At 68.4% G+C, this 18,026-nt stretch carries 17 protein-coding genes; 10 read left to right on the plus strand and 7 right to left on the minus strand.

Features of this window, described 5'->3' with window-relative positions; translation table 11 throughout:
- The first annotated feature begins 152 nt into the window (after positions 1-152).
- Positions 153-1,466, plus strand: coding sequence for an FAD-dependent oxidoreductase (locus ACOQOP_RS22470; RefSeq protein ID WP_420564052.1), 1,314 nt, complete (start codon positions 153-155; stop codon positions 1,464-1,466).
- Between the two features lie 176 nt (positions 1,467-1,642).
- Here the strand turns inward: ACOQOP_RS22470 and ACOQOP_RS22475 are convergent, their stop codons facing one another.
- Entirely contained in the window at positions 1,643-2,293 is a 651-nt protein-coding gene (locus ACOQOP_RS22475; RefSeq protein ID WP_420564053.1) for a hypothetical protein, read from the minus strand.
- Between the two features lie 123 nt (positions 2,294-2,416).
- On the opposite strand from ACOQOP_RS22475, the gene ACOQOP_RS22480 reads away from it, so the two are divergent.
- Complete coding sequence (locus ACOQOP_RS22480) at positions 2,417-3,988, plus strand: gamma-glutamyltransferase (RefSeq protein WP_420564054.1); 1,572 nt, start codon at positions 2,417-2,419, stop codon at positions 3,986-3,988.
- 31 nt (positions 3,989-4,019) lie between these two features.
- Here the strand turns inward: ACOQOP_RS22480 and ACOQOP_RS22485 are convergent, their stop codons facing one another.
- Both ACOQOP_RS22485 and amrB read right to left on the minus strand, forming a co-directional pair.
- Positions 4,020-4,595 (minus strand): hypothetical protein, encoded by a 576-nt coding sequence (locus ACOQOP_RS22485; RefSeq protein WP_420564055.1) that lies wholly within the window; start codon positions 4,593-4,595, stop codon positions 4,020-4,022.
- A 17-nt stretch (positions 4,596-4,612) separates the two neighbouring features.
- On the minus strand, positions 4,613-6,025 hold the full coding sequence (gene amrB, locus ACOQOP_RS22490; RefSeq protein WP_420564056.1) for an AmmeMemoRadiSam system protein B: 1,413 nt from the start codon (positions 6,023-6,025) through the stop codon (positions 4,613-4,615).
- Between the two features lie 102 nt (positions 6,026-6,127).
- On the opposite strand from amrB, the gene amrS reads away from it, so the two are divergent.
- The 6 genes from amrS to ACOQOP_RS22520 all read left to right on the plus strand — a co-directional run bounded on the left by amrS (position 6,128) and on the right by ACOQOP_RS22520 (position 11,216).
- Positions 6,128-7,252 carry an AmmeMemoRadiSam system radical SAM enzyme gene (gene amrS / locus ACOQOP_RS22495; RefSeq protein WP_420564057.1) on the plus strand — a complete coding sequence of 375 codons (1,125 nt, stop codon included), beginning with the start codon at positions 6,128-6,130 and terminating at the stop codon, positions 7,250-7,252.
- A gap of 133 nt (positions 7,253-7,385) precedes the next feature.
- Positions 7,386-8,102 carry a corrinoid protein gene (locus tag ACOQOP_RS22500; protein ID WP_420564058.1) on the plus strand — a complete coding sequence of 239 codons (717 nt, stop codon included), beginning with the start codon at positions 7,386-7,388 and terminating at the stop codon, positions 8,100-8,102.
- 29 nt (positions 8,103-8,131) lie between these two features.
- Positions 8,132-8,797 (plus strand): DUF1638 domain-containing protein, encoded by a 666-nt coding sequence (locus tag ACOQOP_RS22505; RefSeq protein ID WP_420564059.1) that lies wholly within the window; start codon positions 8,132-8,134, stop codon positions 8,795-8,797.
- A 7-nt stretch (positions 8,798-8,804) separates the two neighbouring features.
- The gene (locus tag ACOQOP_RS22510) at positions 8,805-9,122 is read left to right on the plus strand and encodes a virulence factor (RefSeq protein WP_420564060.1); all 318 of its coding nucleotides are present in this window, start codon (positions 8,805-8,807) and stop codon (positions 9,120-9,122) included.
- 64 nt (positions 9,123-9,186) lie between these two features.
- On the plus strand, positions 9,187-9,912 hold the full coding sequence (locus ACOQOP_RS22515; RefSeq protein ID WP_420564061.1) for a ribonuclease activity regulator RraA: 726 nt from the start codon (positions 9,187-9,189) through the stop codon (positions 9,910-9,912).
- Positions 9,912-11,216, plus strand: a complete 1,305-nt coding sequence (locus ACOQOP_RS22520) for a glycerate kinase type-2 family protein (protein WP_420564062.1) — start codon at positions 9,912-9,914, stop codon at positions 11,214-11,216. Before ACOQOP_RS22515 ends, ACOQOP_RS22520 begins: the two co-directional genes overlap by 1 nt.
- 3 nt (positions 11,217-11,219) lie before the next feature.
- Here ACOQOP_RS22520 and ACOQOP_RS22525 read toward each other — a convergent pair whose 3' ends face one another.
- The 3 genes from ACOQOP_RS22525 to ACOQOP_RS22535 form a co-directional block, all read right to left on the minus strand.
- Entirely contained in the window at positions 11,220-11,777 is a 558-nt protein-coding gene (locus ACOQOP_RS22525) for a PAS domain-containing protein (RefSeq protein ID WP_420564063.1), read from the minus strand.
- Between the two features lie 53 nt (positions 11,778-11,830).
- Positions 11,831-13,018: a thiolase family protein gene (locus ACOQOP_RS22530; protein WP_420564064.1), complete on the minus strand. Its 1,188-nt coding sequence runs from the start codon at positions 13,016-13,018 to the stop codon at positions 11,831-11,833.
- 62 nt (positions 13,019-13,080) lie between these two features.
- Complete coding sequence (locus ACOQOP_RS22535; protein ID WP_420564065.1) at positions 13,081-14,073, minus strand: DMT family transporter; 993 nt, start codon at positions 14,071-14,073, stop codon at positions 13,081-13,083.
- A gap of 142 nt (positions 14,074-14,215) precedes the next feature.
- Between ACOQOP_RS22535 and pyk the strand changes: the two genes are divergently transcribed.
- Positions 14,216-15,631: a pyruvate kinase gene (pyk, locus tag ACOQOP_RS22540; RefSeq protein ID WP_420564066.1), complete on the plus strand. Its 1,416-nt coding sequence runs from the start codon at positions 14,216-14,218 to the stop codon at positions 15,629-15,631.
- A gap of 245 nt (positions 15,632-15,876) precedes the next feature.
- Here pyk and ACOQOP_RS22545 read toward each other — a convergent pair whose 3' ends face one another.
- Positions 15,877-16,905, minus strand: coding sequence for a class I SAM-dependent methyltransferase (locus ACOQOP_RS22545; RefSeq protein ID WP_420564067.1), 1,029 nt, complete (start codon positions 16,903-16,905; stop codon positions 15,877-15,879).
- A gap of 280 nt (positions 16,906-17,185) precedes the next feature.
- Here ACOQOP_RS22545 and ACOQOP_RS22550 point away from each other — a divergent pair, with 280 nt between their 5' ends.
- A complete protein-coding gene (locus tag ACOQOP_RS22550) occupies positions 17,186-17,929 on the plus strand; it encodes a dienelactone hydrolase family protein (protein ID WP_420564068.1) in 744 nt (247 codons plus the stop codon).
- The last annotated feature ends 97 nt before the right edge of the window (positions 17,930-18,026 follow it).

Below are 18,026 nucleotides of genomic sequence, written 5' to 3' on the forward strand. Positions count from 1 at the left end.
CGGAACTGTCCTTAACCCCGAGAGCCATCGGGATACTTGCGAAACGTTCGCAACAGACGGTGGCGCGTTATGGCAATGCGCTGTGAAAGTGTCAACTTCTCGCCGATCCGGGGACGGCTTACAGTTTCGCAAAACAGTCCTTGGAGATGGCGATGACGCCGACCGATATCTTTGCCGACGGGTTCAAGACCGACCCCTACTGGTGGGACGCGGCCCCGCCGGATGACGAGGGCGACGCGCCGCCGCCGGAGCAGGTCGACGTGGCCATCGTCGGCAGCGGCTATACCGGCATGTCGGCCGCGCTGGAGCTGGCCCGCAACGGCGTAAAGGTGGTGATCCTGGAAGCCGAACGCTTCGGCGAAGGGGCCAGCACCCGCAGCGGCGGGATGATGTCCGGCGGCGTGAATGTCGGCAAGGGCGGCGACATTGAGAAGCAGTTCGGCCGGCAGCGGGTCGACGACATGCTGTCGGAGGCGCGCGACAGCTACGATCACGTGGAGGAGGTCATCCGGCGCGAGAACATCGACTGCTTCTACGCCCGCACCGGCCGGTTCGTCGGCGCCCATACCCAGGCGGCTTTCAAGGCGATGGCGGCCAAGGCCGACGACCTGAACAAATGCGCCGATGCCGGCGCCGCCCTGGTCTCCCGGGAGCGGCAGGTCGACCATGTGAACACCCGATACTATCACGGCGGCATGACCGTCGACCGGGCCGGCGGGGTGCATCCCTCCCTGTACCACAAGGGCCTGCGCCAGGCCTGCCGCGCGGCCGGGGTGCATCTGTCGGCCCATACACGGGTGGAAGGCATCGACGGCACGGCCGGCGACCTGACCGTGCGGACCTCGCGCGGTCCGGTGCGGGCCAAGGAGGTGGTGCTCGGCACCAACGGCTATACCGGCAAGGCGACCCCCTGGCACCGTCGCCGGGTGATCCCGATCGCCAGCTACATCATCGCCACCGAGCCGCTGAGCAAGGAACGGGTGAGCGAGCTGTTCCCGGATGGGCGGATGATCGCCGACACCAAGCGGGTGCTCTACTACTTCCGGCCGTCGCCGGACGGCACGCGGGTGATCTTCGGCGGCCGGGCGAGCTTCCAGGCGCGCACCGCCCTGGAAACCGCACCGGTGCTGTACCAGTACATGCTGGGCATCTTCCCGCAGCTCGCGGGGGTGAAGATCACCCATGCCTGGAACGGCAACGTCGCCTTCACCTTCGACCGGGTGCCGCATATGGGGGTGGAGAACGGGGTGCATTACGCCATGGGCTGCAACGGCAGCGGCGTGGTGATGATGAGCCATCTCGGCCACCGGGTGGCGCTGAAGATCCTCGGCAAGACCAACCGGCCGAGCGCCTTCGACGGCCTGCCCTTCGAGACGCGGCCGTTCTACACCGGCGTGCCCTGGTTCCTGCCGACGGTGGGCGCCTGGTACAAGTTCCGGGACTGGATGGACCGGCGGGCGGCGTAGGGTTCAGCGCTCCTCAACCATACCATCGTTCACTCCCCGGCCCTGTGCCGGGGCCCACGGTGGGGGAGCGGCCTTCCCGTTGGGAACACCGTTCGGACGGCCGGGCATCCGAAGGGTGGGTCCCGGCACAAGGCCGGGAAGTGGAGGGGATGAGGAGAGGGGAATGCGCCGCCGCGCTACTCCCGAATGCTCCGCGTCTCCGGTGCGCCCGGGTCGAAGGGGTTGACCAGCGTCCGTTGGCGCTGCTGCTGGCTGGTGTAGAGTTCCTCGCGCTTGTCGGAGAGCTTCTTCGCCAGGTACTGCAGGTCGCCGGGCAGCATCTCGTATTCCCGGTTCAGCATCTCCTGCCACAGGTCGTGGATCTTGCGGATCGACTCCTCGCCCGGCTTCAGGGTGGCGATGTCCTTCTGCACCGAGGAGATCCAGTCCAGGGAATCCTGCCGCGCGCCCTTGGCGTCGCTGATCAGCGTGCGCAGCTTGGCGGCGATCTGCTCGGCCAGGGCGTCCTCATAGGTGCCGCACTCGGGCCACAGGGTGCGCAGATAGGCGATGTCCGAGTCCGTCAGCGCATAGAGCGGCTTGCCGAAATAGGTCAGCTCCAGGTTGCGCACCGACATGCCGCCCTCAAGCCTAGCCATGCGCTGGACCGGCGCGTTGCCGCCGGGCAGCTTCTTGCAGTCGGCATTCGCGGCGGCGGCAGCGCCGCCCCCTGCCGGAGCCGGCGCCTGCGCCTGGGCAGCCGCCTGTCCGGACACCAGGAGGCCGATGAGCAGCGGGCACAGGGCCCCTGCAAGGCGAAGGCTGGACAACAGATTCCCGACCGCCATACCGTATCCGCTCCTTTCGGTCCCGCCCGCCGTCTTACCATGTGCTCAGCGCCGCTTCGACGGTCAAGCGCCCCTGTGACGATGGATGCGACGGTGGACCCCGCACACAATCAGGAGGGCGGCATGCCCGCGATCTCGCTTCCCGAAACCTCTCCCATTGAGACCTGGACACAGTCCAAGCCGCCCGTGCGCGGGACCAAGGGCGTGGTGGCGTCCCAGAACGTCCAGGCTTCCGAGGTCGGCGCCGCCGTGCTGGCGGCCGGCGGCAACGCGGCCGACGCGGCGGTGGCGACCGCCCTGGCGCTCACCGTGGCCGAACCGTGGATGAGCGGTCTGGGCGGCGGCGGCTATGCCATCGTCCATGACGCCAAGTCCGGCACCACCCGCTGCATTGATTTCGGCATGCAGTCCGGCGCCAAGCTCGATCCCGCCGATTACGGGCTGATCAGCGACACCGAGGGCACGCCGGACATGTTCGGCTGGCCGGCGGTGGTGGAGGACCGCAACCTGCAGGGCTATCACTCCATCGCCCTGCCGGGCTCCTGCGCCGGTTACGCCACGCTGCTGTCGGAGTTCGGCTCCTGGTCCTGGGCGGACGCCATTTCGCCGGCGATCACCCTGGCCGAGCGGGGCCACCGGCTGACCTGGTGGACCACCCTGAACGTGGCATCGGAAATCTCCTGGCTGCGGAAATACGATGCCTCCGCCGCGGTCTGGCTGCCGGACGGCGAGGCGCCGGTGATCTCCGACCATACCAACCGCGGCATGCCCATGGGCAATTTCGCCGACACCCTGAAGCGTCTGCGAGACGCCGGGCCGCAGGACTTCTACACCGGCGAGATCGCCAAGGCGCTGGTCGCCGACCTGCAGGCCGGCGGCTCGCGGATCACGGCCGAGGACATGGCCGGCTACGAGGCCAAGATCCTGGAGCCGATCACGCGCACCCGCGGCGGCACCGAGTACAACCTGGCGCCGGGCTACACCGCCGGCCCGACCTTCGCCGGCGCCCTGTCGCGCCTGCCGGAGTTCAGCGGCAAGATCGACGCCGCCGCCTACAAGGCCCATGCCGAGGCGCTGATCGAGTCCTACAAGGTCCGCCTGTCCACCATGGGCCATGCCGGCGATGTCGGCGACCGGAGCTGCACGACGCACCTTTCGGTGCTCGACGCCGAGGGCAACATGGTGGTGATGACCACCACCCTGCTGTCGCGCTTCGGCTCCCGGGTGGTGCTGCCGAAGACCGGCGTGCTGATGAACAACGGCATCAACTGGTTCGACCCGCGCCCGGGCCGCGCCAACTCCCTGGCACCGGGCCAGAAGGCGCTGTCCAACATGTGCCCGATGCTCGCCACCCGGGACGGCAAGGCCGCCTTCGGCCTGGGCGCGTCCGGTGGGCGCAAGATCATGCCGGCGATCTTCCAGCTCACCTCGTTCATCAACGATTTCGGGATGGACCTGGAAGCGGCCTTCCAGCAGCCGCGCATCGATATCAGCCTGATGGACAAGATCGTGGCCGACGACCGGATTGGCCCGGAGGCTGTCACGGCCCTGGAGAGCGTGCTGCCGGTGGAGCAGGCCAGCACCAGCGCTTTCCCCGGCTCCTGGGCGATCCCCTGCGGCGTGATGGTGACGCCGCAAGGCCCGATGGCCGCCGCCCATGTCTTCGGTCCGCTCAACGCGGCCGTTCCGGCCTGAGCTCCGATCCGACCAAGGCTGGGACGGGGCGTCAGCGCTGTCCCAGCGCCTCCACATAGGTCAGCACCATCAGGTGGTCGGCGTGGTGGTGGTCCTCGGACAGGGGTAGGGCGACCGAGTCCCATCGGGCATCGCGCTGGGCGCCGGGGCTCCCGGCCCCATCCTGGCCCACGACCTCCACCGGACGATGCAGCTCCACCGGGGCCCTGGCCCGCATGGCGCGCTCGTAGAACACGATGCGCGGGTCGGCCTGGGCGGGGGAAAGGGCGTCGCCGAGATACAGGCCGCTGAAATTCCCGCCCTCCACCGCCGATGCCGCCGGCCCGACCGAGCGATAGCGAAAGCACCGCTTGCCGAACAGGGTGATGTCCAGGTCGAGGACGATCAGGTGGTCGGCCCAGGGCCTCAGTTCCAGGGCGTCGAACTGGCTGTAGCTGGGCAGGCCGTGACGTGACGGGCAGCGGGCGTGCCACAGCGAGATCAGCGCGCGGATGTTCATGGCGGCGAAGTCGATCCCCGGCTCCCAGCGCAGGCCGGGGGCCGGCGCGAAGCCATAGGGCGCGGGCATCTCGATCTCGCGGCTCGGCGCTTTCGGGGGTGCGGACACGCTGCGTCTGCCTTGGTTCAGGCGGTGACCTCCCGGAAGGAGCCGCCGAAGCTCTCAGTGGTGTAGCGCTGGATCGACAGGCTGTCGGACCAGTGCTGCATGTCGAGGCCGGCCTTGTTCTTCAGCCGGCGCACGAAGTCCTCCGCCTTGGGGATGGAGGACCAGACGCTGGGCAGGAACAGGCCGCGATGGTCCCGGCCGTTGACCCGGTCGCTCAGGATCAGCCCGTCGACATCCGGTCGGGTCTGGCGCACCAGATCGGCCTCGTCGGCGAAGCTCATCGGGCGCGGGGTGGATAGCACCGACACCGAAACCTCCATCCGCTCCGCCTCCTCCTGGGTGAGCCGGGGAAAGCGCGGATCGGCGAAGGCCGCCTTGTAGGCGTTGACGGCGACGTCGGTGATCAGCGGCCGGTGGGCGATGACCGAGCCGATGCAACCGCGCAGATTGCCGTCGAGCATCAGGGTGACGAAGGCGGCGCGCTGGGCCGACAGGGCGGGGGACAGGCCGGGGCCGACGCCGACACCGGGCTCGCGGCCATGCTTCAGGCCGAAGGTCACTCCGAAGCGGGCCGCTTCCACGAGCTGGCGGCGGTCGGCCTCGCCGATCCGGGCGGACTCGGCATATTCGAGCCCGAAGGCGCCGTAGCCGACCACCCGGTCCTTGCCGCTGGCCGTGTCGCCGGAATTGCGCACGTCCAGCGCCGTCGCCCGCAGGTCGCGCCGCCGCGCCTGGTCCAGCACGCCGGCCAGCGCCCGGTGACCGCACGCACCCTGGCCGTCGATCCGGTCGGGTCGCAGCAGCTCGATATTGGCCGCCGTCGCCGCGTCCAGCTTTCGGGCAGTGGCGTAGTCGTGGAAGTGGGACAGATCGGAGGAGACGACGACCAGCGTCTCCGGCCCGCCCCACAGCGCCTCCACAACCTGGGAGACGAGGGCGGCCGAGGCGTCGCCCACCAGCAGCGGCACGATGGCGGCCCGCTCGAACACCCGCTGGATGAACGGGACATGCACCTCTAGGCTGTGCTCCTTGGCGAAGGCGGCGTCGCGCACGATGACGCCGGGCAGGTGCAGGACGGACCGCAGCGCCTGCCAGTCCACCGATATGGTGCCGAGCGGGGTGGCCCAGGCATCGGCACTGGTGGTGGCGATGCCCTGGAACGCGACCCGGTGGGCGGGGCCGAGCAGGACGATCCGGGTGATCTCCTCGCCCCGGCCGCGCAGCCCGGCATAGGCGGTCCCGGCGATCTCTCCGGAGAAGGGGTAGCCGGCATGGGGGGCGACCAGCACCTTCGGCTTCACCCCGCCATCGGGCCGGGCGGCGGCCAGGCAGCGCTCCACCGTATCGGCGAGCGCGTTATGCCCGTCCGGATAGAACATGCCCGCCACTTCGGGGGCTCGGACCGTCGCGGTATCTGCCATTTCTCTCATGGTTAATTCCTAGCACAGCGGGCCATGGGTCTCCAGATCGGCGGATGAAGCAAGGCCATCGGATTGGTAGGATGGGGACCTGAGCTTTGAGGAGTCGCCGTCGTGACCGACGCCACCCCGACCCTGTCCGAAACCCGGCCGCCGGCGCTGTCCGGCAAGGGGCCGATCGTCCCCACGCGGCACTGGCGGATGCTGGAGGACGGGCGGGTCCAGTGCGAGATGTGCCCGCGTTACTGCAAGCTGAAGGAGGGCGCGCGCGGCCTGTGCTTCGTGCGGGCGCGGCAGGGCGATGCCATCGTGCTGACCACCTACGGAAGGTCCAGCGGGTTCTGCATCGATCCGATCGAGAAGAAGCCGCTCAACCACTTCCTGCCCGGCACGCCGGTGCTGTCCTTCGGCACGGCGGGCTGCAATCTCGCCTGCAACTTCTGTCAGAACCACGACATCTCCAAGAGCCGGGAGATGGACGCCATGCAGGCCGAGGCGCAGCCGGAGGCCCTGGCCGCGACCGCCGCAAGGCTCGGCTGCCGGTCGGTCGCCTTCACCTATAACGACCCGGTGATCTTCCACGAATATGCCGACGACGTGGCCCAGGCCTGCCACGAACGCGGAATCAAGAACGTCGCCGTCACCGCCGGCTACATCACCGAGCAGGCGCGCGACGATTTCTTCCGGCATGTGGATGCGGCCAATGTCGACCTGAAGGCCTTCACCGAGCGGTTCTACCGCGACGTCACCAAGAGCGAGTTGGCCGTCGTTCTGGAGACGCTGGAGTATCTGGTGCACGAGACCGATGTCTGGGTGGAGATCACCAACCTCCTCATCCCCGGGGAGAACGACGGCGAGGCGGAGCTGGAGGCGATGACCCAGTGGGTGGTCGAGCGTCTCGGCCCCGACGTGCCGATGCATTTCTCCGCCTTCCATCCCGACTATCGCATGCTGGACAAGCAGCGCACGCCGTTCGAGACCCTGGCCATGGCCCGACGCATCGCCCGCAGGAACGGGGTGCGGCACGCCTATACCGGCAATGTCCATGACGTGAGCCGGCAGTCGACCTACTGCCACACCTGCGGCGAGCGGGTGATCGAGCGGGACTGGTACGAGCTCGGTGCCTGGAAGCTGGACGCGGCCGGCGGCTGCACCTCCTGCGGCACAAGGCTGCCCGGCGTGTTCGACGGCCCGCCCGGTGTGTGGGGGCGCAAGCGGCTGCCGGTTTCGATCGGCTGATCCCGGCGCCTGTCGCCCATCCGACACGACCGGTCGCGGGGATGGCAGCGCGACCCCGCCATTCCATGTCTTTTGCAGGGTCAGGAGCCGAGGGAATCGGCCTGCGCAGCGAACGTGTTGGAGGCAGACGGCCATGGCCGACGATGATGGCGAGGATATCGTTCTCTCCGAGCTCGACGACGACGACCTCGTCCAGCAGATTCATGACGATCTCTATGACGGCCTCAAGGACGAGATTGAAGAGGGCGTCAACATCCTGCTGGAGCGCGGCTGGACCCCCTACGACGTGCTCACCAAGGCGCTGGTGGAGGGCATGCGGATCGTCGGTATCGACTTCCGCGACGGCATCCTGTTCGTGCCGGAAGTGCTGATGGCCGCAAACGCCATGAAGGCCGGCATGTCGATCCTGCGCCCGCTGCTGATCGAGACCGGCGCGCCGCGCGTCGGCAAGATGGTGATCGGCACCGTGAAGGGCGACATCCACGACATCGGCAAGAACCTGGTCTCCATGATGATGGAGGGTGCGGGCTTCGAGGTGATCGATATCGGGATCAACAACCCAGTGGAGAACTACCTCGCCGCCATCGAGGAGCATCAGCCGGACATCCTCGGCATGTCGGCCCTGCTGACCACGACCATGCCCTACATGAAGGTCGTCATCGACACCCTGAAGGAGAAGGGGATGCGCGACGACTACATCGTGCTGGTCGGGGGCGCGCCGCTGAACGAGGCCTTCGCCGAGAATGTCGGGGCGGACGCCTATTGCCGGGACGCGGCCGTCGCGGTGGAGACCGCCAAGCAGCTCATCGCCGAGCGCCGGCGCTCGAACTCGGAGGCCGCCGGCCAGTAACGCACGACGCGCAGGGAGGTGACGAGGCCATGGAGGGCGTGACACCGGATCAGGCAGCACCGCTGTGGCCCGAGGATCAGCGGCCGGCCCGGCCCCAGGCCCTGTTCATCGCCTGCGGGGCACTGGCCCGCGAGCTGGTCGACCTGAAGCGGATGACCGGCTGGGCGGAGCTGACCATCACCTGCCTGCCGGCCCACTGGCACAACACGCCGCAGAAGATCGCCCCGGCGGTGCTGCGCAAGATCCGGGCGGCCGGGGGCAAGTACGACCGGATCCACGTGCTCTACGGCGATTGCGGCACCGGCGGCGAACTGGATCGGATGCTGGAGGCCGAAGGGGTGGAGCGCATCCCCGGCCCGCACTGCTACCAGATGTTCGCCGGCACCGCCGCCTTCACCGAGATGGCCGACCGTGACCCGGGGCAGTTCTACCTGACCGACTATCTGGTCCGGCATTTCGACCGGCTGATCATCAAGGGCCTCGGCCTGGACCGCTATCCGCAGCTCCTGCCGGATTATTTCGGGCATTACACCACGCTGGTCTATCTCGCCCAGACCGCCGACAGCCGGTTGCGCGACAAGGCGGCGAAGGCGGCCGAGCGGCTGGGTCTGGCCTTCGAGTACCGGCATGTGGGCTATGGCGAGATCGGCGATTTCGTCGCCGCCGCGGCTGCTCCCACCCTCGCCGCGGAGTAGGCGCCCCATGGCCCATCTGGTCATCGTCTCCTGGCGCGACATCCCGGCCCAGGTCATCGTCGAGAAGGGCCGCGGCCGCCGGCGTGAGAGTGCGAAGGTCGAGCTGCCCCAGCGCTTCATCGCAGCCATCGACGCCGCCGCCATGCGCGGCGGGGCTGAGGGTGCGGATGCCTATCTGGAGGAATGGACCCGCTCCGAGCCGGTGGAGGTCTCCGACGACGAGATGGAGGCGACCGCCACGGCTAGGGCTTCGGAGATCGAGGCTGCCTATCCGGCGGAGCGGCTGCGCGACCTGATCGCGAACGGCGGGAAAGAGGCCGGCTGACCGATTGCGGCGGCCGGGAGAGCGCGGCAGACTGTCGGCCCTTCTCTTCAGTGCGGATCCTCCGATGACCTCCACCCCCGCCCCGTCGCAAGACACGCTGGACAAGCTGCGTGCCGTGGGCACGGCCACCGTCTCCATGCAGCTTCTCAAGCGCGGCCTGCGCCATGTCTCGATCAACGGCGTGAAGCCGCTGCGCCCGGACCAGGGCTGTGTGGTCGGCCCGGCCTATACCCTGCGCTTCCTGCCGCTGCGCGAGGATCTGTCCGACCCGGCGGTGCTCGGCGCGCCGGGCTACGGCCCGCGGGTGGCGATCGAGGCCTGTCCGCCGGGCGCGATCCTGGTCGTGGAGGCCCGCGGCATCGCCACCACTGGCACCATCGGCGACATCCTGACCGCCCGCCTCGCCAAGCGCGGCGTCGCCGGCATGGTGGTCGACGGTGCGGTGCGCGACGGTGCCGGGGTGTCGGCGACCGGCTTCGACGTCTGGTGCCTGGGGGCCGCCCCGCCGGCCAGCATCACCCAACTCTCCGGCGGTGACGTCGAGATCCCGGTGGCCTGCGGCGAGGTGACGGTGTTCCCGGGCGACGTGATCGTCTGCGACGGCGACGGGGCGGTGGTGATCCCGGCCAAGCTCGCCGCCGAGGTGGCCGAGGATTCCGTCGAGCAGGACCGGTTCGAGCGCTGGGTCCAGGCCCGGGTAGAGGAGGGGCGTCCGACCATCGACCTCTATCCGCCGAATGCGGAGACCAAGGCCGAGTACGAGGCCTGGAGGGCGTCCGGCGGCCAGTGATGACACTCGATCCGAACGACCTGCTGCGCCGGATGATGGATGCGGCGATCGCCGCCGCCGACCCGGCCCAGTGCCTGCCGCCGCACCTGCTGCCGCTGGCCCGGACGAAACACACCGGCCGCACCGTGGTGATCGGCGCCGGAAAGGCCGCCGCGTCCATGGCGGCGGCGGTGGAGAGCCTGTTCGCCGCCGAGGCGCCGGACTGCCCGCTGGAAGGGCTGGTGGTCACCCGCTACGGCCATGGCTGCCCAACGACGCGGATCGAGGTGGTGGAGGCGTCGCACCCGGTGCCCGACGCCGCCGGCCGCGATGCTGCAAAGCGGATCCTGGAGCTGGTTTCGGGCCTGGGCGCTGAAGACCGGGTGATCGCGCTGATCTCCGGCGGCGGCTCGGCCCTGCTGACCCTGCCGGCCGAGGGCGTGAGCCTGGAGGACAAGCAGGCGGTGAACCGCGACCTGCTGAAGAGCGGGGCGACGATCCACGAGATGAATGCCGTGCGCAAACATCTGTCGGCGATCAAGGGCGGGCGGCTCGCCGCGGCGGCGGCCCCGGCGTCGCTGCATGCGTTCCTGATCTCCGACGTGCCGGGCGACGATCCGGACGTCATCGCCTCCGGCCCGACGGTGGCGGATACCAGCACGCTCGCCGATGCCAAGGCGGTGCTGAAGAAATACGGCATCACCCCGCCGGACAGCGTCGCCAGGGCGCTCGACGATCCATCGCTTGAGACGCCGAAGCCGGGCGACGCCGTTCTGGGCAAGGCGGAGACGGTGATGGCCGCCCGCCCGCAGGCCTCGCTGGAGGCGGCGGCCGAAATCGCCCGCGCGGCCGGGGTGACGCCGGTGATCCTGGGCGATGCCATTGAGGGCGAGTCCCGCGACGTGGCGACGGTCCTGGCCGGCATCGCCGCCCAGGTCGCGCGCCACGGCCAGCCGGGGGCGGCTCCCTGCGTGCTGCTCTCCGGCGGCGAGACCACGGTGACCGTGCGCGGGAACGGACGCGGCGGCCGCAACGCCGAGTTTCTCTGCGCCTTCGCGGTGACCGTGAAACGTCGGATGCCGGAACTGGCCGACCGGATCGCGGCGCTCGCCTGCGACACCGACGGGATCGACGGCACCGAGGACAATGCCGGGGCTCTGTTCGTGCCGGGCGACTTGGCCCGGGCCGAGGCTGCGGGGATCGACCTGGTGGCCCATCTTGAGAACAACGACGGCTACGGCGCCTTCACCGCCCTGGACCGGCTGATCGTGACGGGTCCGACGCTGACGAATGTCAACGACTTCCGGGCGGTGCTGATCCTGTGAGGCCTACAGCACCCAGCGGCGCGCCTGCGGCAGGCGCTTGGTCTCGATACCGGAGATCAGGTCGAACTCGATCAGCGAGATGACCTGCCCGCCGCCATTCGCCGTGCGGAACGGGACGGCGATCTGGCGGACGGACTTGCAGATGCTGCTGCGGCCGACATAGGGCAGGGCGCAGCCGATCATGCCGCCCTGGCGCAAGGTTTCCATGTAGAGGGTGTGGATCCGGTTCCCCGGCCCGTGACCGTCGATCTCCGAGGTTTTCAGGCCGGTATAGGAACGCCGGGTGAAGATATCGACGCCGGTGCCGAGCAGCCGGTAGCGGAACTCGTCGCCGCCCAGATGCTCGACCACGATGATGTTGGCCAGCAGGGATGGGATCCGTGTCGGGTCGAATTCCGCCCGGTCCGGCACCCCGCCGGTCGCGTCGTACAGCGACAGCCAATAGCGACCGAACCGGCCGATATCGTCCTGCCCGAGATCCTCCGGGGATATCGGTCCTGGGATCAGGTCCGGTACGCGCGATTGCTCCGCGTCATTGGCGTGCGGGGGCCCCGCGATCACTGCCTCCTGTGCCGGAAGGGCGGCTCGGGTGCCGGGCGCCCGAGCCGATCACGTCAGATCCGTTCAAGCAGAACGGCCATCCCCTGGCCGGCACCCATGCACATTGACAGGATAGCATAGCGCTGCCCGGTATCCTCCAGGTGCTGCATGGCCACCAGCGCCATGCGCACGCCCGTCGCCCCCGGCGGGTGGCCGATGGAGATGCCGCCACCATAGAGGTTGGTGACGTCCCGGGGCACGCCCAACTCCTTCTCGGCGTGCAGGTTCACCACCGCGAAGGCCTCGTTGATCTCGTAGTAGTCGATGTCGGAAGCTTTCAGGCCGCGCTTCTCCCACAGGGCGCGGATGGCAGGGACCGGACCGCAGCCCATGATCCGGGGCGGGACGCCGACGATGGCCCAGTCGACCAGCCTGGCGCGCGGCGTCACCCCTTCCGCCTCGAGCTTGGCGCGGTCGCCGACGACGACCCAGGCGGCCCCGTCGGTCACGCCCGACGAGTTGCCCGGCGTCACCTGCCCGCCCTTGCGGAACACCGGCTTGAGGGTGCCGAGCTTGTCCACCGTGACCGAGGGGCGCGGGAATTCGTCCATCTCCATCAGCCTTGTTCCTTTGCGGCCCTCCGGCACCTCGATCGGGGCGATCTGCCTGGCGAGGAAACCGCTCTCCATGGCCGCACCCGCCCGCTGCTGGGACATCACGCCCCAGGCGTCCATGTCCTCGCGCCGGTACTGGAAGTCCTCGGCCAGGTTCTCCGCCGTGGCACCCATGAGGCCATGGCCGAAGGGGTCTGAATAGGCCCACTCGACCGTGTCCTCCAGGGTCTGCTGGCCGCGGGTCACGCCCCAGCGCATGCCGGTCTGGGCGTAGGATCCGCGCGAGAAATTCTCGCCGCCGCCGGCGATGGCGATCGACGAGTGGCCGGACATGATCTGCTGGGCGGCGGTCAGGATCGCCTGGGTGCCCGAGCCGCATGCCCGGTTCACGCCGAGCGCGCAGCTCGAGTCCGGCATGCCGATCTTCAGCGCGGCGACCCGGCCGACATAGTAGCCGTCCGGGTCCACCGGCAGCACGTTGCCCCAGACCGCGTGGTCGATCTTCTCCGGGCTGAGGCCGGCCGCCTCGACGCAAGCCTTCGCCGCATGGGTGGCGAGGGTCGACAGCGGAATGTCCTTCAGCGACTTGCCGAAGTCGCCGAAGGGCGTGCGCTTGCCACCGGCGATGACGATTTCTTGAGCGGGCATCTGGTCCTCCGTGTGCCTTGTGCCGCGCACAGTGGCGCGGTGGCGGGCGGAGGACAAGCCGGTCAGCGCTCGGTGGCGTCCTCCGGTTTGCGCAGGCCGAGGGCGCCGCGGATGTCGTCGTAGAACATCTCGCCCAGCACGAAGCCGGTGATCGCCAGGATGGCGAGGAGCTGCGGGATCGTGATGGTGTCGCCCAGGATGAAAAAGGCCAGGAAGGCGGCGATCACCGGCTTCAGGAAGAACAGGTAGTTGCCGCGTGCCGGATCGGGGACGTTGCCGAGGCCCCAGAGCCACAGGATGAACCCGATGCAGGTGTTCCACACACCGAGGGTGATCAGGGCGGCCGCCTGGTCGCCCGGGCGGTCGAACAGGGTGGTCGGATCGACCCAGATGCCCCACAGGAAGCCGGCGACGAACCACATGGCCACGGCACCCAGCGCGAAGGTGTAGGTGGTCATCCGGATGGCGCCGTATTCCTTGATCAGCGGGCGGACCAGCACGAGGTAGAAGGCGCCGACGATCGCGCAGCCGACCGCGAGAAGGATGCCGGGCAGGGAGCTCTCGCCGCCGTCCAGCCGGTCCAGCACGCCGTCGGTCAGCAGGAACAGGCAGCCCAGAAAGGCGCCGATGCCGCTGACCAGCTTGGGCGCGGTGATCTTGGTGCCGTCGATGATCCGCAGCACGAAGACCACGAAGATCGGCATGGTGGTCACCATGGTCGCCACCTGCACCACGCTGGCGTAGTCGAGCGCCCAGTGGAACAGGAACTGGGCGAAGGCCATGCCGAAGATCGACAGCCCCACCACCGGCAGGAAATTCTCGCGCAGCGGCGTGAACAGGTCGCGGGTCTGCGGCCGGGCCAGCGAGACCAGCACCAGCGCCGCGCCGCCCAGCATGAAGCGCCAGACGGTGACTTCCGCCCCCTGGAGCTGGGTCAGCTTGACGACGAACTCGCTCGAGGCGTGGCCGCACACCCCCGCGAAGGCCGCGAGATAGGCAAGCAGCGCCAGGGAGCGAGCCGGGCCTTCCCCCGCCACGCCATTGTTCGGGCTCATAGGATCCTCCGGCTTATTGGTTGCCTAGCAGACTATTGGATGGGCAACGGCCTGGAAAGACCCGCGTTGATCGTCCTTTGCACCGGCCGGGGCGGCGTCGTTATGCTTACGTTCGTCATAAAATCATGCGATGTCTTTGCCCATGAGACGCTTCAGAAGCACCAAGATCGTCGCGACGCTGGGACCCGCCAGTTCCGACGCCGACATGATCCGCCACCTGTTCGAGGCAGGGGTGGATGTCTTCCGCTTTAACTTCTCCCACGGCAGTCACGAGGACCACCAGAAGCGCTGCGATATCGTGCGCGCGCTGGAGGCGGAATCGGGCCGGCCGATCGCCATCATGGCTGACCTGCAGGGCCCGAAGCTGCGCATCGGCACCTTCCCCGACGGCCCGATCGAGCTGAAGACCGGCGACAAGTTCCGCCTGGAACTGAAGGACGGGCCGGGGAACGCCAAGCGGGTGACCCTGCCCCATCCGGAGATCTTCGCCGCCCTGGAGGAGGGCACCGACCTGCTGCTGGACGACGGCAAGGTGCGGCTGCGGGTGCTGAAATGCGACGGCAAGTCGGCCGAGACCGAGGTGGTCACCGGCGGGCCGCTGTCCGACCGCAAGGGCGTCAACGTGCCGGGCGTGGTGGTGCCGCTCTCGGCGCTGACGCCGAAGGACCAGGACGACATGCGCTTCGCGTTGGACATGGGGGCCGACTGGATCGCCCTGTCCTTCGTGCAGCGGCCGGAGGACGTGGCCGAGGCGCGCAAGCTGATCGCCGGCCGGGCCGCGGTGCTGGTCAAGCTGGAGAAGCCGGCCGCCATCGAACAGCTCGACCAGATCGTCGAGATCTCCGATGCGGTGATGGTCGCGCGCGGCGATCTGGGCGTGGAGCTGCCGCCGGAGAAGGTGCCGCCGATCCAGAAGCGCATCGTCCGGCTGTGCCGCTCGCTCGGCAAGCCGGTGATCGTCGCCACCCAGATGCTGGACAGCATGGTCAACGCCCCGTCCCCGACCCGGGCCGAGGCCTCGGATGTGGCGACGGCGGTCTACGACAATGCCGACGCGGTCATGCTCTCGGCTGAGACGGCGGCGGGCAAGTATCCGATGGAGGCCGTGACGATGATGAACCAGATCATCCGCACGGTGGAGAGCGACGACTACTATCTGGCCGCTGCCCATGTGGACCAGCCGGTGCCCGACCGCACCGTGTCCGACGCCATGACCCTGGCCGCCCGCGAGGTGGCCGAGGCGATCGATGCGGGCTGCATCGTCACCTACACCACCTCCGGCTCGACCACGATCCGCGCCTCGCGCGAGCGGCCGACAGTGCCGATCCTGTGCATCACGTCGTCGATGAAGACGGCCCGGCGCCTGGCCATGGCCTGGGGCGTGCACGCGGTCGCCATCGCCCAGGAGGAGCGGTTCTCCGCCATCGTCCAGCGCGCCACAGAGGTGGCCAAGAGCGAGGGCTTCGCGGGAACCGGAGACAAGGTGGTGATCACCGCCGGCGTGCCCATGGGCAAGCCGGGTTCCACCAACGTGTTGCGGGTCGAGCGGATTCCGTAAGTTTCAAGCAGTCTCCATCTCCGTCATCCCGGACGACCCCGTCCCGGATTTAATCCGGGATTGATCCGGGGGCGGGCCGGGACCCTGGTGCAGATGCTGGAGCTCGGTCCCGGCCGATCTCCGGGTCAAGCCCGGCCCCGGATCAGGTCCGGGGTCACCGGGATGACGGGGATTTTTTAGAGAATGACCTCGCCCTGAGCAGCCCCCGTCCCGGACTTAATCCGGGACGGGGGCGTGTCGAAGGGTCAGCCCGACTTCCGTGCCGTCATCACGCGGGTCATGCCGGGGATGAGGTCGTCGTCGATCTCGATCTCGAATCCGGCCTTCTTGAGGTGCTTCTCCACGAAGCCCGGCGTCATGCCCACGCCATCCGGCGTATAGACCATGTGTTGGAGCTGCCAGAGGGCGGCGAGCGCCGGGCCCTTGCGGTCGTCGCTCACCATGAAGTCGTGGATCGCGATCAGCCCGCCCGGCTTCAGCACTCGGAACGCGTCGGCGCAGAGCTTGTCGATCGCCTCCTCCGGCACGCCGGAGAACAGGTAGCTCATCAGCACGATGTCCTGGTCGTTCGGCCAGTTGGCGTTGGTGCCGTCGCCGGCGACGAAGTCGATCCGGTCCGACATCTCCTCCTCGGCGACGAAGGCCTTGCCGACCTCGATCACGTTGGGGAAGTCGAGCACCGTGGCGTGCAGCTTCGGGAAGCGCTTGCAGAACATGATGGAGAAGGCGCCGGAGCCGCCGCCGACATCAAGCATCGAGCCGACATCCTCGGAGACCGCACCCTCCTTCAGCAGGCGCTTGGCCAGCACCGCGCCCGGGCCGAGCGACCCTGAATGCTGCGAACGGCTGAACAGCTCGGCATGGTGGCGGTCGGCCATCCAGGACGCGTAGTCGGGATATTCGATGTCGTCGGTGTCGCCGAGCAGGACCTTGTCCAGGTTCTCCATGAACGGATACATCTGCCGGTCGATCTGGAAGCGCAGGTAGTCGCCGAAATAGTTCGTGTTCTCGCGCACCAGATAGGCCTCGCTGGCCGGCGCGTTGGCGATCTTGCTGTCATTGCGGGTGAGCAGGCCGACCGAGACCAGGGCCGTCACCAGCGTCTGCATGCGCTGCGCGGGCACCTTCGTCGCCACCGACAGGTCCTTGATCGTTTTCGGGCCGTCCGAGAGCGCCCCGAACACGTCCACATGCAGGGCCGCGAACAGCGCTTTGGACGCCATGAACCCGAAGGCGAGCTCGGAAATGTCCTCGGCGGATTCGATCGGTTTCACGGGAAAATTCCTCCTGGGTCGTTGCTGGGACTTTCGGATTTGCGCGTGCTGCAGCGCAGCAGAACCTTAACCGATGCGCGTCGCAGGCCAAACCCTGAATGTAGTGAAACCGACATTTCAGGGAAGAAGCGTCGCTGATGGAATAGTGTAAGCCCCTTTGGCGGCTGCGATTTTTTTCGGCCGTTTCGCCGGAGCGGTGCCGGCGGCTTGAGAAACGGCAGGCGGCTCTCATCTAGTGTTCCAGCCGTTTCAGCGACCTCGTTACAGGGAGATCCATTCCATGCGACTTCTGGCCACTGTGGCGCTCGCCGCCCTGCTTCCCGTCTCCGCCCTCGCCGGAGAGACCGTGGACTACACGGTGAACGGTGAGACCTTCACCGGCTATCGGGCCGATGCCAGTGGCGAGTCCAAGGGTCTTGTGCTGATCATCCACGACTGGGACGGGCTGACCGCCTACGAGGAGAAGCGCGCCGACATGCTGGCCGACCTCGGCTACGATGCCTTCGCCGTCGACCTCTACGGCAAGGGCAACCGCCCGGTGGAGACCGGTGCTAAGAAGGCCGAGACCGGCAAGCTCTATCAGGACCGCGACCGCATGCGCAGCCTGATCCTGGGCGGCCTGGCGGAAGCGCGCAAGGAGCGCGACGGCAAGACGGTGGTGATGGGGTACTGCTTCGGAGGTGCCGCGACACTGGAGCTGGCGCGGTCTGGCAAGGCGGCCAATGTGGTCGGCTACGCCACGTTCCATGGCGGGCTGTCCACGCCGGAAGGGCAGAGCTATCCGGCCGACACGGCGCCGATCCTGGTCGCTCATGGCGGTGCCGACACCGCGATCCCGATGAGCCAGGTCGCTTCCCTGTCGGAGGAGCTCGAGAAGGCCGGTGTGATGTACGAGATCCAGGTCTATTCCGGCGCGCCGCACGCCTTCACGGTGTTCGACAGCGACCGCTACCGCGAGGTGGCCGACACCCAGTCCTGGGATGCTTTCCAGGATTTCCTGGCGGCCAATCTGGTGACGGAATGATCGCGCTGCCTTCTCCCAAATCCTAGTCGTCATCCCGGCGGGGACCGGACGTGATCCGGGACCCGGCCGGGACCGAGCGGCGGTGTTCGGGCGTGGT

The sequence above is a fragment of the Thalassobaculum sp. genome (assembly GCF_965223715.1).
Lineage (GTDB): Bacteria > Pseudomonadota > Alphaproteobacteria > Thalassobaculales > Thalassobaculaceae > Thalassobaculum.

Coding starts and splice junctions, on each gene's coding strand:
- ACOQOP_RS22470 (WP_420564052.1), top strand. CDS start 153: ATGACGCCGACCGATATCTTTGCCGACGGGTTCAAGACCGACCCCTAC.
- ACOQOP_RS22475 (WP_420564053.1), bottom strand. CDS start 2,293: ATGGCGGTCGGGAATCTGTTGTCCAGCCTTCGCCTTGCAGGGGCCCTG.
- ACOQOP_RS22480 (WP_420564054.1), top strand. CDS start 2,417: ATGCCCGCGATCTCGCTTCCCGAAACCTCTCCCATTGAGACCTGGACA.
- amrB (WP_420564056.1), bottom strand. CDS start 6,025: ATGAGAGAAATGGCAGATACCGCGACGGTCCGAGCCCCCGAAGTGGCG.
- ACOQOP_RS22500 (WP_420564058.1), top strand. CDS start 7,386: ATGGCCGACGATGATGGCGAGGATATCGTTCTCTCCGAGCTCGACGAC.
- ACOQOP_RS22505 (WP_420564059.1), top strand. CDS start 8,132: ATGGAGGGCGTGACACCGGATCAGGCAGCACCGCTGTGGCCCGAGGAT.
- ACOQOP_RS22510 (WP_420564060.1), top strand. CDS start 8,805: ATGGCCCATCTGGTCATCGTCTCCTGGCGCGACATCCCGGCCCAGGTC.
- ACOQOP_RS22515 (WP_420564061.1), top strand. CDS start 9,187: ATGACCTCCACCCCCGCCCCGTCGCAAGACACGCTGGACAAGCTGCGT.
- ACOQOP_RS22520 (WP_420564062.1), top strand. CDS start 9,912: ATGACACTCGATCCGAACGACCTGCTGCGCCGGATGATGGATGCGGCG.
- ACOQOP_RS22530 (WP_420564064.1), bottom strand. CDS start 13,018: ATGCCCGCTCAAGAAATCGTCATCGCCGGTGGCAAGCGCACGCCCTTC.
- ACOQOP_RS22535 (WP_420564065.1), bottom strand. CDS start 14,073: ATGAGCCCGAACAATGGCGTGGCGGGGGAAGGCCCGGCTCGCTCCCTG.
- pyk (WP_420564066.1), top strand. CDS start 14,216: ATGAGACGCTTCAGAAGCACCAAGATCGTCGCGACGCTGGGACCCGCC.
- ACOQOP_RS22550 (WP_420564068.1), top strand. CDS start 17,186: ATGCGACTTCTGGCCACTGTGGCGCTCGCCGCCCTGCTTCCCGTCTCC.